Origin of the sequence: Pseudomonas sp. GM50, from assembly GCF_000282375.1 — a bacterium.
GTDB lineage: Bacteria > Pseudomonadota > Gammaproteobacteria > Pseudomonadales > Pseudomonadaceae > Aquipseudomonas.
In genome coordinates, this window is record NZ_AKJK01000104.1 from 1 (window position 1) to 12,666 (window position 12,666).

The window sequence follows — 12,666 nt, forward strand, 5'->3', positions numbered from 1 at the left end:
GGGTGTGGGGGGGGGGGGGGGCAGAACAAGAAGATGTCATGTGTGCGATGGCCGCAGTGGAACGAGTCAGCCGGTTGCCAACTGGCGCTTAACTTTGAGCAAGCCCAAACCAAGCCAATGCCAGCGCTGTTGATCGTTTGGAGGGGCGTAGCCATGTCGCCGATCAGTTACGTATTTGCCAAATAGAAAAACGAAGCCCCGGAGGTTCGCAGCTCCAGGGCTTCTATTTTCGCCCCATCCCTTAATGTTGGCGAACGTGGACAGTACGATACCAGCAGCTGTTGGATTTATCTCTACGACCATCGATAAAAGCGTTCGATTAGCGAAGCGCCATGCGAGTAGTTGAAACTCCTACGCCTTTTCGACCTTCTGATTTTTATCCCGTCGTTTTCATTATCTGCGAGGGGTGACGCTCAAAGTGGTAATTTACAAAACAAGAGCTTGTCGCCGGGTTGTAAGGCCAGGACAGGACACGGGCACCTGCGCCGACTCAGGCAGCAACGCCTCCACCTGACCTGCCAGCAATCGCTGCCCGGCCAGACGTGACATGACCCGTTCTACAATCTCCATTCGTGCCACGGCAGCGTCACGTAAGCCTTGTATTGACTGTAGAGCCTCATCGGACTGCGCTAGACCGTTTCGCGCCGATACGCTCAGGTGATCGATCCCACCACGGGCGTCATCGGCCGTACGCTCCAAACTTTGGGCAATCTGGTGTATCTGTGCGCTGGAATCAGCGACACGCTTGGAGAGGTTACGCACTTCATCCGCCACCACGGCAAAGCCGCGACCATGCTCACCCGCACGAGCTGCTTCGATTGCGGCATTGAGGGCCAGCAAGTTGGTTTGCCGGGCGATGTCTTGGATGCTGCCGACCAACCCTCTGATTTGCACCGACTGCCCACCCAGTTCACCGAATGCTTGAGCCAGTTTCTCCATGGACTGATCAAGCTCGCAGAAGATAGTGGCTGAGGCCTGGATGCTCTGCGTACTGGCATTAACCTTACCACCTGCTTCACGGGCCAACTGGTTGGCAAAATTCATGTCTTTCTCAGTCTCTCCGATTGCCAGGCTCAACTCGGCCACGTTACTACGCAAGAGCGGATCAACCGTCGATGGCTCAGGCGGAGGTTTGCCGTCAAATTCGATTGGGGTCTCTATTGGTTGAAGTCTGGTTTCTACCGGCACTTCGACCCGTACCTCGACCCTGTGCACTGTTTCGAAGTGATACAGCCAGCCCGCCGTGACAAGAGCCAGCACGATGATCGGCAGATAGAAGTTAGAGCGCTCGGGATACAAACCTATGGTAAGACAGCCCATTACTGCGCCGCATTGCACCATAGCGGCCACGCGAGTGCGCTTCGTAAGTCTCAGCATCATGATTCCCCGCCGGCATGCCTGTAGGGCCTGTCGGCTCGTTCCATTATTGTTATAGGTACGACCCGCGACAGTCATTCAAGGCAAGCCGCGCAGGCGTAGATAATTGCACCCTGGATCTGTAAAAGGTCGCAGGGGCTATTCATGCTAGCGGGAGCTTTAAAACCGGGACTATCTGATTTGTGCAGACCTTTATCCGTTTTGTTCAAGCCAGATGATTCTTTATGCCTCTATACAGCTTTAGAGAGACATAAGGGCGTCGCGGATGATTTCCATCTCCGGCCACAAACGGAAGGCATCATCGCGCTCATACACGAAGATAAGCCCATAGCGTTTTGTCTTTTTCTCCATCCATGGATAGGCCCCAAAAAGACCAATACTCGAGTTCCGGTTGCACACACCATTGGCATCCCAAGTCTCACACCAACTGCCAAGGCTGTAGTGGGCATGGGGTATTGAGTATCGGATTCGATTGGCCCGAATCTAATGTGCATCAGCTCGCGATTGCCTTTACCAGCGATAACAGTGAAGCCGCCTGCTCCCTTCTTGGCCATCTTCTGAGCTGCCTCCATCGCCAATCTTGGAAGCGCACTGCCGACATCGATAAGGTAGGAGAGTTCCGGAGCTGGATTTGTCTCATTCACAGTGCTTTTCTCGCTCATACATTGGCCTGACTGCCTGAACCACTCTCAGGAAAAAAAACCTTAGCCTCCAATGCGTACCGGGTGAAAGCGTGCGCGCAGATTCAATATTTTACCTGATACCCATCGATGCAGACGTGAAAATCACGTCCGATAAATCGGCCATGGTAACAACGATTGTGAGCCTAACCGCCTAACCTTAGTTTCAAGCTGGCGTGTTTTCCATTGAATAAAAAAAGGCCCGCGCGTGGGCGGGCCAAAAAATTTCACCAATGGAGTGATGAACTGGAGATAAACCTGCATAAAGGGCGAGAGCCGCACCTCATGCATTCATCACCGCCACCTTACTCGCAATTTCGATCTATAGACTATTGATTTCATTGATAATGTGAATCAAAAATAGGACTTATATGCGAGGTGCTTTCAATAGTATTTATCGTCCCGCTGCAACGGGTGGGACTCCTAAACACATAATCGCCCCCGCCAATAACCCAATTTGATTTGTGGTTATCACGACATTTGCAGCCTCCTGCCATCACGAAAGTCAAGAACACTGCTATTGGGAGTAACCGATGCTCAACCCTAAACAAGTCGCGATCGCGTGCGCGCTTATCTCGACAAGCGCACCCTATGCGTTCGCCAGCGACCAGTCAGAAGCTAAAGGATTCGTTGAAGACAGTGACCTGAAATTGTTATTGCGTAATGCGTACTTCAATCGCGATTACAAAAACCACACCAATGATGCCAAGGTGTGGGGCCAAGGTTTCATTGGTACGTTTCAGTCTGGATTCACCCAAGGAACCGTCGGTGTCGGTGTCGACGTTTATGGCTTGTTGGGTGTCAAACTCGACAGCGGTCGCGGTCGCAACTACACGGCATTTTTCGATGCTGACAGCGATGGACATCCGGTCGATGACCTTTCGGAGGCCGGGGCCGCACTTAAACTGCGTGTCTCCAATACCGTATTGCGCTACGGCAACCAGTTCCCGTCAATGCCGGTGCTGGCGTATGACGACTCGCGACTATTGCCTCAAGCCTTTACCGGCACGCTGGTCACCAGTAAGGAAATTGAAGGTCTGGAATTGAACGTCGGACGGTTTACCGCAGATAGTCCGATGGGCGATCCGGCACGTGATCCGAATCATCTGAAGAGTATCGATGTGATTGGAGGTACCTACAGCGCGACCGACGCCCTGAGCGTCGCGGCGTACCACTCCGATGTGAAGGACACCTACAAGAAGTACTACGGCAACGTGAATTATACGGTGCCATTTTCCGACTCTCAGGCGCTGAACCTCGACTTCAACATCTACCGTACCGACTACGCCAATAGCTCTCAGGCGACATTGGATTTTGGTGGCGATGGCGTCAACGACACGAACACCATCTGGAGCCTGGCGGCGAAATACAGCGTCGGTTCGCATGCTTTTATCGTCGCCCATCAGCGTAACAGTGGCGATGCCGGTTATGCCTACGACTATGGGGACGGTGGTAGTGCCATTTACGTCGCTAACTCCTACTACTCCGACTTCAATCTGAAAGACGAAGAGTCGTGGCAACTGAGCTACGAACTGGATTTTGCAGGGTTCGGTATGCCCGGGCTCACGTACAAAACCGCCTATGTGCGTGGCAGCAATATCGATGCGGGAGGTGAGCAGGATGGTACAGAGCGTGAATTCTTCAACCAGGTCAAATACATGGTTCAGGAAGGCACACTCAAGGATCTGTCATTCAAACTGCGTAACTCGATTTACCGGGCAGATCGCGATGTCGGCCCTAATTTGAACGAAGTCAGGGCGTTCATCGAATACCCACTAGACCTTCTTTGAAGCAGTGCGCCGCGTGTAGCGGCGCATCTTAGTATTAATTGTGGCCTTAGTTTGAAATAGAAATTAAATTGGTATAAGTGGTGGTGTGCTATCGGATGCTTAATTTAGCGCCGTTAGCAATTGGTTTCACTGAAATTTATTTGCGGGGAAGACTCAGTGCTCAGCAAAAAAAATCAACTGAAAGCCCTCTTTCAAGCGGCTGAGTCTGCTACCTGCAACGATTTTTCAATTAGTTCGCCGACAGGAGATATGAAAGGGCCAGTGAAAAGTTTAACCATCTGCATTACATCTGCACCCACATTACTTAAAACGCCTGCCCATTCTTCAGTAAGTGATTTCAGCGCAAGCTCATATGCTTCAAGACCTTCATCCGTTAACTGGAGCACTATCAATCGTCTGTCTGGTCGATCACGCCGACGCTGCACATACCCGCACCTTTCGAGCTTTTCCATTATTAAAGAAGCCTTAGTTGGCATGATATTCAAATAACGACTGCATCGACTCGCAGAATTAATAGCTCCATTTGCCATGCCATCTAGAGCTCGAAACTCCAGAGCGGTCAGACTGTGTCCTGCTACAGCTTTTTCTATCCAGTCCGCCATAGCCTTGTTTACGCCATCAAGGACATTGAATGCGGCGATGAGATGCGTTCCCACACAATCCTCCCAATAATTTTCTATAAGCATGACCGAATGGTGAGCTCGGGACTATTACAGATATAAATTCGGTGCTTGATGCCTTCACCGGCATCAGGCATGGGAACTGTAACAGCCTCCTTGGGAATCGATCATATCTAGATGCAATACACTCTATTCACAATTTGAATGGTAGATATGGCTACAAATTGTTGACCGAGGATTACGTTTAGCCTATAAATACTGACAGTTTCTATAGCCGAACTGAAAACCTCAGTATTCCGTCCGAGCATCTATGATCACCAAGACTGACCAGCCAAAACCTGTCAAATCGCGCAGCCGATCTTCAATTGGTGCAGTACGCAGCCCTCAGAGTACAGAGGCCATTCTCGAGGCTGCTGCAGCGATCCTTGAGGAGCGCGGCTACCAAGCATTCACGATGGATGCGCTGGTGGAACGAGCAGGATCAAGCAAGCCGACGATCTACCGCTGGTGGAAGAGTAAGAGTGCGCTGCTTAGAGATGTGTATGAGCGTACCGCGCTGACCTTTGTGACACAGCCAAACACTGGTGATTTGGAGAAGGATCTGATCGTCCACCTCCGTTCGCTATGGAACTGGTGGCGTACATCAAGCGCAGGCGAAACATTGCGCAGTTTGATTACCGAAATCCAGCATGAGTCAACAGCGCTTGAGGAGTTCAGGAAAGAATTTCTTCCACGTCGCGAGCGTACGTTACGAAAGATTTTTGCTCGAGCGGTGGAGTCGGGAGAGATCCCCGAAGGCGTTGCCGTAGACACCGCAGTCTCGATGCTTACCGGCATGTCCTGGCTTCACCTTGTCACGGCAGATCTCGAAAATCTCGACGACATCAACAGCGCTGTTGGCATCATCGTGAATGGCTTAAGGCCAAGATAAAATGACTTAAAGCCGCTTCGGCGGCTTTTTTAACGAGCTTAACGACACTGACAGTGTTTATTAGCATCCTTACCCGAAATCCTCTCCCTGACTTATTTTCATCACACGCTTCAGAGAAAATTTTAATGAGAAGTTCACCGATTCAGGGCGTAAAAAACAGACAGCCCATCACAACGCTGATGAGGAGCGCCTCGGTAGCAGTGGCGCTAGTGATGCTATCTGGATGCTCGTTCAGTGACCTGAAACCTCAGTCGGAAATGTTACAGCCTTCCGAGATCAACGAGACGTTGGCTAACAGCGGAATTAAGCTCTCCGAGGCTGCTTGGCCGACCGACAACTGGTGGAGCAGTTTCAAAGATCCACAACTTGACGAGTTGGTAAACGAAGCCCTGAGCAACAGTCCCACACTCCGAGCAGCCGCAGCGCGTGTCCACCAAGCTAGCGCGCTGGAAGCAATACAAGGCGCTCAGTTGCTCCCTGACGTCAGTGCTGCCATGAGTGTCACTCGCGAACGGTTCAGCTCCAATGGTACGACCCCTGCGCCGGCCAAAGGTACATGGCAAAACGTGCACCAAGGGACGTTGAATGTCGGCTACGAGTTGGACTTTTGGGGTAAGAACCGGTCTTCAGTAGAGGCAGCAGTAGGCAGGCGGCGGGCATTGGAAGTCGATGAGCGCGCAGCGTCACTCATCCTCTCCTCTTCCATCGTACAAACGTATATCGCCTTGCAAAATGTCTATGAGCAAATCGACGTCGCGCAAGCTCTGCTGAATCAGCAAGAGCAGATTGAGGATCTCACCAAAAAGCGTTTCGCCGCTGAGCTCGGCACAGAGATAGACATCAAGCAGTCACAGGCGTCGTTGCCTGCTAGTAGAGCGAATATCGCAGCACTCAAAGAATCCATTGAACTCAACCAAAACAAACTCGCCTCATTGTTAGGTAAAGGCCCTGACCGCGGGCGCACGATCACCCGACCGCAACTTCAAGCAAGTGACATGGTTGTGATGCCGTCGAATATCCCAGCTGAACTGATCGGCCATCGTCCGGATGTTGTGGCCCAACGCTGGCGAGTCGAGGCCTCTGGCCATGAGATCGAAGTTGCGAAGGCACGCTTCTATCCGAATGTGAACCTGACTGCGTTCATTGGATTGCAGAGCCTGGCTTTCGACACCTTCAACGATCACAGCAGCCGTATTTTAGGAATCGCTCCAGCGATAAGCCTGCCTATTTTCGAAGGAGGCCGCTTGCGAGGCAACCTGGATGCACAAGATGCGGCATACGACCTGGCTGTTGAAAACTACAACCAGACGGTTGTCGATGCACTACGAGATATAGCCGACCAATTGTCGTCACTTCGCTGGTTGAAGGAGCGGTTGGCTCAGCAGAACGAGGCAGTGGCAACTGCCGTTGCCGCAGCAGATCTCGTTAATCAGCGCTACGCCGCTGGCCTTGCTACCTATCTACAAGTACTGGCTACGCAGAATGCGACGCTTGTTGAAAAACGCCAATTGGTCGACTTGCAGTCCAGAGCGATTTCTTTACAAGCCAACCTGAGCAGGGCTTTGGGTGGAGGGTACCGCCCTGAAATGTCCGTAACTGCCAATACCAACTCTACCGTAGCTAATAAATCATGACATCTAACACGCCCTCTACCCCTAATACCGCACCACAAACAGCTCGCAACTTACCGCGACTCCTTTTGATTCTCGCCATAGCACTCATAGTCGCTGTGCTGGGAGGCTGGTACGTGGTTAGGCTTGGAACGGAAACCACCGATGATGCTTATGTCGACGGCAATATCGTTCAGGTAACCTCACAGGTCAGCGGTACGGTGACCGTCATCAGTGTCGACAATACGGATCACGTTGACGCTAATTCACTTCTTGTCACACTGAATGCGGTGGACGCGGAGATTCAGTATGAGCGGGCAAAGTCCAACCTTGCGCGGGCTGTTCGCCAGGCACGTACCCAGTATTATCAGGTGCAGCAGTTGGAGGCTGAGGTAAACCAACGTCAAAACGATGTGCGCAAGGCACAAGACGACGTTCGCCGCCGCAATCAACTTGCCTCCAGTGGTGCAGTCTCTCGTGAAGAGATCAGCCATGCTGAAGAGGTTCTCAAGAATGCTGTCGTGGGCCTGGATGGCACTCGGCATGCCTTGGCCGTTCGCCTTGCCATGGTGGACAACACAACGCTTCGAACCCACCCTGACGTTCTCGTTGCAGCAAGTAATTTGCGTGATGCCTACATCTCTTTGCACCGTACCCAGATCTACTCCCCTACCTCAGGGTTGGTAACCAAACGCAACGTTCAAGTTGGGCAGCGGATCAGTCCAGGCGTCGCACTAATGTCGGTCGTACCCGTAGATCAAGTTTGGGTGAACGCCAACTTCAAGGAGTCGCAACTCGAACATTTACGTATAGGACAATCTGTCCACTTAAGCGCCGATGCTTACAGTCGGAATGTAGATTTCCACGGAACGATCATCGGGCTGGATGCTGGCACGGGAAGCGCGTTCTCTCTGATGCCCGCGCAAAATGCTACCGGCAACTGGATCAAAGTTACCCAGCGCGTGCCTGTACGAATTGCACTGAGGCCTGAAGAGGTAGCAAAGAACCCATTACGCCTCGGCCTGTCCATGCGAGTCTCAGTGGACACCAGTGATACCAGTGGCCCTATTCTCAACACTCAAACACCAATACATCCTGCGTATAGCACTGATATTTTTGATAACGAACTTAGAGATGCCAACGACATCGTTGAGAGCGTGATCAGTGCTAACGCTGATCGTCTTAGCTCCAAAGATCTGAATCTGTAACGGGGCAGACCATGTATAGAAAGAACGCCGCCTTGTTACTAACAGTGGGACTGCTTTGCGCTTTGGAGTACTTGCAGGCAGGCATGATTGCATTTGCCTCGGCGCCGATCCGTGGGGAAATCGACGCGAGTCCAGAAGAGTTCACGCTTGTCGCCGCGCTGTACGCCTGCATAGCCGTTGTGGTCATTTCCAAGCAACGCTGGCTAGTCGAGCGATTAGGCTGGCGCAACTTCATGCTGGGTTCTATCAGCATTTACGTATTGGGTGCATTCGTGTGTGGTGTGGGGAGTGACCTAAGTACTTTCACTGTCGGTCGTGTGATCATGGCATTGGGCGGCGCATCGTTCATGACATCCGCGCGTTTGATGGTAAATCTGCTTCCGGCCGGCCCGGGGCGTTTTGTCGGGGTCAAGGTGTTTGCCACCGGGCTCGCTGGCGGGACAGCTTCAGCCCCATTCATCTCATCACTGGTGGTGGTTGAAGATACGTGGCACGCCATTTTCTGGGTATTGATCGTGGGAGCTGTGATCGCGGCTTTTCTGTGTACCCGTTTTCTACCCAATGCCCTCGCTCCGGAAGATGAAAGAACGCCCTCCAGCCCGGCAAATATTCTGTTGTTGTCCGTTAGCAGTTTTTTCCTTCTTTACATCCTGCAACGCTCCTACTACGACTTTTACAATGAAACATTCATTCTCATCGCATTTGCACTGCTGGCTGCGCTGGGTGTCTACACCTTCTTTCACACCGAACACGGCAAAAGGGAGCCCTTTCTCAAGGTTAAAGACCTGATGCAACATCGCTACATGCTAGGGGTGGCCCTCTTCTGCTTCACGTACATACTGCTTGGTAGCAACAACTACATCCTGCCGTATTTTCTGCAGACTGGGCTGGGCTACTCGTGGGACACAATCGGTACGTTTCAGGCTTTCGGGCTGGCGGGGGCGCTGATCACATGGGGCATTATGTCCGTTGTCATTCCAAAATTCCCCGCTCCGAAGAAGTTCTTTGTAGCCGGGTTTGCAGCGCTGATCGGCTTCGGCTGGTTATTCTCATCCCTCACGCCCAGCGCCAATATGTGGTCAAACATCCTTCCTGCACTTGTGCTCAACGGTTGCTTTGTGATGCTGGTGCTTGCAACCGCCGCCATGCAGACATTCCGTGATGTAACCCATAACGACACACTGTTCGCGCACGCCTACCAAATTAAAAGCATGATGGGACAGATTGCGATGGCAATGGGTACGACTATCGCCACCTTGTTTCTGCAATGGCGCACTACCACCCAGTACAACAACCTGAATGGGCATTTCAGTTCAGCTGATCCCGTTTATATGGAGCACACACAGCATCTGATTGATGCGTTGGCACCGCAGGTAGGTGAAAGCCACGCTGGCCAAATAGCTATTTCGATGCTCGCCCAGAACCTGCATCAGCAATCGACTCTGGTCGCCAGCGCGGAGTATTTCTGGGCGGTGATTGCTGTCGCAGGCGTGGCGCTGATCGTTTCGATAACACAAAAGGCGTTCAAATAGAATCGTGTGTGGATGATCGAACAACATCTCCTGACCAAAAAACTCGAGGCGATAGGCATAGTGAGGTTGGATAAACCTCCCCATGCCTACCTGGTTCTTCAGACCTTCTCATTCTCTCAGCGCTAAAAATCACACCTCGAAAATACATTCCTCAGTGCGAAAAAAACAATGTAAGCGGCCTGACATGAGAGCTGCGAGGTGCCTATCTGAATCAGAGAGGGGTCGTAAATTTAATCCAAAAGGCCTCCCCTTCTGGGCGATTGCGGACATCGCTTTCCTTCTGCCACTTGGCAGTCACAAACCAACCGGCTTGGTTAGAGTATTTTACTGACGGGCCAATTGCGACGGCGCGCCCTTTTCTGCCTTCCAACTCCTGCCCGTCCTGATTGTCATTTGTGGTTTGGTGATATACGTAGCCACCGACTCCTACCACCCAACCATTCCCCAACCCCCACCCAAAAGAGTAGTCAGCATGTAATTCCTGACCTGAACGATAATCCGTGGCTGGGTTACGAGCGTTGAAGTCATACATCACTTTAAGGTCACCGTTGAGACCCGATGGATCAACGTATGTAAACGCCGCTATCGGCTCGATCGCCCAATAGTTACGACCAAGATTCGCCAGATCGTCGCGATCGTACTTCCCAGTAGGGGCGAAAACATCAAACGCATATATGGCGTGGAATTTATCGCTGTAGTGATAGCCCAGCGCCGGGCCAAAAATAATATCTCCCAACCCCGTCTTTCGCTGGTGCTCATCAGCGACGTATACCCTGAGGTCAATCAGTGGAACGTTCATGTGAAAAGCTAACGCCCCGCTGAGAAGTTTCTGTTCGGTAACCCAGATCAACCTGGGAGCGATCACATCCGCACTCAAATGAAAGTCATCAATCGCTCGCTTTCCTCGATTGTCTAGGAGCCGGTCAGCGCGATAACTCTCTGCAAAAATCTGCCCGTAGAAGCCGGGCGGGGGCATGGCGCCTGTCATGTAGTTCTCCGCCCCCATGGGGTACGACGAACCGCCACCCTCAGTGGCCTGTACGACAGGTAAAACAACTGTCAGTGCAGCCCCGACGATCACGCGTTGGACATTCTTATAAAAATTAACTGATGTATCGGTTTTTTTATTATTCATTTTCGCGACCATGAGTGAATTGACTACGCGCCAAACTCGACTTGGCTGAGTTAGAGCGAAGCGCGCGATCTTTTAAGGGGGGCTTGAAGTCGGATACAGAAGTAACAGGTTACGTTCGAAACAGTCCTGAACAGGACGGGTGATTTGCGCGCATGGTTCGGCTCTTTTGTATTTGTTATAGAGCCGGGGTTACCGCGCTGCGGTACCCCGGTGGTAGCAAGCTATAAACAGTCTTTCGAGAAAACTGCCACGGGAGGATCAATCGAAAGTTTACATTTGAATCATTAGGATTGATCGATCACCAGGCTTGATCTCAGAACGGATAAGGCTGGTCGGATGGCTCTACAGTGACCCATTTGACCTCGGTGAACTCATCGATTACAGCGCTGCCATCGAACCGACCGTAACCACTGTTTTTCATGCCACCATATGGAGCTTGAGGCTCATTCTGAACAGTCGCTCCGTTGATGTGGACGCAGCCGGCATCCAGTCGACTGGCGAGTTCCAGTGCGCGACTGACATCACGACTGAAAATCGAGGAAGACAGACCGTAGGCGGTATCGTTAGCGACCTCCAGAGCCTGTTCTGCTCCCCTTACCCGAACGACTGTTGTTACCGGCCCAAAGGTCTCTTCATGGTAGATTTCCATCGAAGAGGTCACCTTATCGACAAGCGTGGCACTCATAAGCGCGCTGGTACCCAAGCCACCAGCCACAATTTGTGCTCCTTTGCCGACAGCGTCGTCCAACATCTGGTTGATGCGCTGAAGCGATCCTTGAGAGATCATCGGCCCGATGACGCATGAAGGCGAAGTAGAGGGTTCGCCTGCTTCCAGACCACGTACTCGTTCAGCAAACTTCGCAACGAACGCATCAGCCACTGCTTCGTCGACAACGAATCGTTCGGTCGACATGCATATCTGCCCTTGGTAAAGGAAAGCGCCGAAGACTGCAGCATTTACAGCTCCATCCAGATCCGCATCATCTAGCACTACAAAAGGCGCCTTGCCGCCTAGTTCCAGCAAGCAACGCTTGAGATGTTTGGCGCTGGTTTGCCCGATCATCCGACCAACTTTGGTTGAACCGGTAAAATTGACTCGGCGAACCGTATCGTGGGCGATGAGTGCCTCGGTGACGTCTGCCGCATCCTCTGGCGCCGAAATGATGAAGTTGAGCACCCCAGGTGGAAAACCTGCCTCATAGAACGCTTCAGCGAGAAGCTGATGAGTGCGAGGACTGTTTTCCGAACCTTTGAAGATAACTGTGTTGCCGCAAGCCAATGGATAAGCGATTGCCCGAGTGCCAAGGATGACTGGCCCGTTCCAAGGCACGATACTCAACACCGTGCCAATCGGCTGCCTCAGTGTCATCGACAATGTATTGGGCTTATCCGTCGGGATAGTTTCACCCTTGATCTGGGTGGTGAGCGCGGCAGCTTCTCGCAGGAGGTTGGCAGATGCACCAACGTTAAACTGAGACCATAGTTGCGAGGCGCCAATTTCTTCTGCCATGACACTACAGAATTGTTCCATCTTACTCATCAGAACATCCGCAGCGGCCAACAGAAGACGCCGACGTTCCGTTGGGCCGACCTTCGACCATGATTTGAAAGCCTGCTGAGATGACGCCGCAGCACGAATAGCATCCTCGACGGTACAAGCAGCGCCCACTGTAATGACTCGGGAGCTGATTGGATCGACCCGGTTGTAAGTCTTACCGCCGACAGCATCCTGTTTGACGTTGTCGATAACCAGTTGAACATTCATCTGTCGTACCTTGATTTG

General features: G+C 52.0%; 9 protein-coding genes. 5 read left to right on the forward strand and 4 right to left on the reverse strand.

Translation table 11 applies throughout. From position 1 onward, the window contains the following. Positions 1-426: 426 nt before the first annotated feature. A complete protein-coding gene (locus PMI30_RS31935; RefSeq protein ID WP_443216315.1) occupies positions 427-1,455 on the reverse strand; it encodes a methyl-accepting chemotaxis protein in 1,029 nt (342 codons plus the stop codon). Between the two features lie 1,135 nt (positions 1,456-2,590). Here PMI30_RS31935 and PMI30_RS05605 point away from each other — a divergent pair. Then, positions 2,591-3,847, forward strand: a complete 1,257-nt coding sequence (locus tag PMI30_RS05605; protein ID WP_008013298.1) for an OprD family porin — start codon at positions 2,591-2,593, stop codon at positions 3,845-3,847. Positions 3,848-4,038: 191 nt separating this feature from the next. Here the strand turns inward: PMI30_RS05605 and PMI30_RS0129890 are convergent, their stop codons facing one another. Next, a complete protein-coding gene (locus PMI30_RS0129890; protein ID WP_032836092.1) occupies positions 4,039-4,503 on the reverse strand; it encodes a winged helix DNA-binding protein in 465 nt (154 codons plus the stop codon). 274 nt (positions 4,504-4,777) lie between these two features. On the opposite strand from PMI30_RS0129890, the gene PMI30_RS05600 reads away from it, so the two are divergent. The 4 genes from PMI30_RS05600 (at position 4,778) to PMI30_RS05585 (ending at position 9,748) form a co-directional block, all read left to right on the forward strand. Then, positions 4,778-5,398 (forward strand): TetR/AcrR family transcriptional regulator, encoded by a 621-nt coding sequence (locus PMI30_RS05600; protein ID WP_008013301.1) that lies wholly within the window; start codon positions 4,778-4,780, stop codon positions 5,396-5,398. A gap of 125 nt (positions 5,399-5,523) precedes the next feature. After that, positions 5,524-7,032 (forward strand): efflux transporter outer membrane subunit, encoded by a 1,509-nt coding sequence (locus PMI30_RS05595; RefSeq protein ID WP_008013303.1) that lies wholly within the window; start codon positions 5,524-5,526, stop codon positions 7,030-7,032. Beyond that, positions 7,029-8,216 carry an efflux RND transporter periplasmic adaptor subunit gene (locus PMI30_RS05590; protein ID WP_008013305.1) on the forward strand — a complete coding sequence of 396 codons (1,188 nt, stop codon included), beginning with the start codon at positions 7,029-7,031 and terminating at the stop codon, positions 8,214-8,216. The genes PMI30_RS05595 and PMI30_RS05590 overlap by 4 nt, the downstream gene beginning before the upstream one ends. Positions 8,217-8,227: 11 nt before the next feature. Next, positions 8,228-9,748, forward strand: a complete 1,521-nt coding sequence (locus PMI30_RS05585) for an MFS transporter (protein WP_008013306.1) — start codon at positions 8,228-8,230, stop codon at positions 9,746-9,748. Between the two features lie 211 nt (positions 9,749-9,959). On the opposite strand, the gene PMI30_RS05580 is transcribed toward PMI30_RS05585, so the two are convergent. Together PMI30_RS05580 and PMI30_RS05575 are read right to left on the reverse strand one after the other, a co-directional pair. Next, positions 9,960-10,883 (reverse strand): SphA family protein, encoded by a 924-nt coding sequence (locus PMI30_RS05580; RefSeq protein WP_081501304.1) that lies wholly within the window; start codon positions 10,881-10,883, stop codon positions 9,960-9,962. 313 nt (positions 10,884-11,196) lie between these two features. Continuing rightward, complete coding sequence (locus tag PMI30_RS05575) at positions 11,197-12,648, reverse strand: aldehyde dehydrogenase (protein WP_008013310.1); 1,452 nt, start codon at positions 12,646-12,648, stop codon at positions 11,197-11,199. Positions 12,649-12,666 lie beyond the last annotated feature (18 nt).

What these genes read in the sequence shown, in the direction of transcription:
- PMI30_RS31935 (WP_443216315.1), bottom strand. Translation starts at nt 1,455, where the DNA reads ATGACTGTCGCGGGTCGTACCTATAACAATAATGGAACGAGCCGACAG.
- PMI30_RS05605 (WP_008013298.1), top strand. Translation starts at nt 2,591, where the DNA reads ATGCTCAACCCTAAACAAGTCGCGATCGCGTGCGCGCTTATCTCGACA.
- PMI30_RS05600 (WP_008013301.1), top strand. Translation starts at nt 4,778, where the DNA reads ATGATCACCAAGACTGACCAGCCAAAACCTGTCAAATCGCGCAGCCGA.
- PMI30_RS05595 (WP_008013303.1), top strand. Translation starts at nt 5,524, where the DNA reads ATGAGAAGTTCACCGATTCAGGGCGTAAAAAACAGACAGCCCATCACA.
- PMI30_RS05590 (WP_008013305.1), top strand. Translation starts at nt 7,029, where the DNA reads ATGACATCTAACACGCCCTCTACCCCTAATACCGCACCACAAACAGCT.
- PMI30_RS05585 (WP_008013306.1), top strand. Translation starts at nt 8,228, where the DNA reads ATGTATAGAAAGAACGCCGCCTTGTTACTAACAGTGGGACTGCTTTGC.
- PMI30_RS05580 (WP_081501304.1), bottom strand. Translation starts at nt 10,883, where the DNA reads ATGAATAATAAAAAAACCGATACATCAGTTAATTTTTATAAGAATGTC.
- PMI30_RS05575 (WP_008013310.1), bottom strand. Translation starts at nt 12,648, where the DNA reads ATGAATGTTCAACTGGTTATCGACAACGTCAAACAGGATGCTGTCGGC.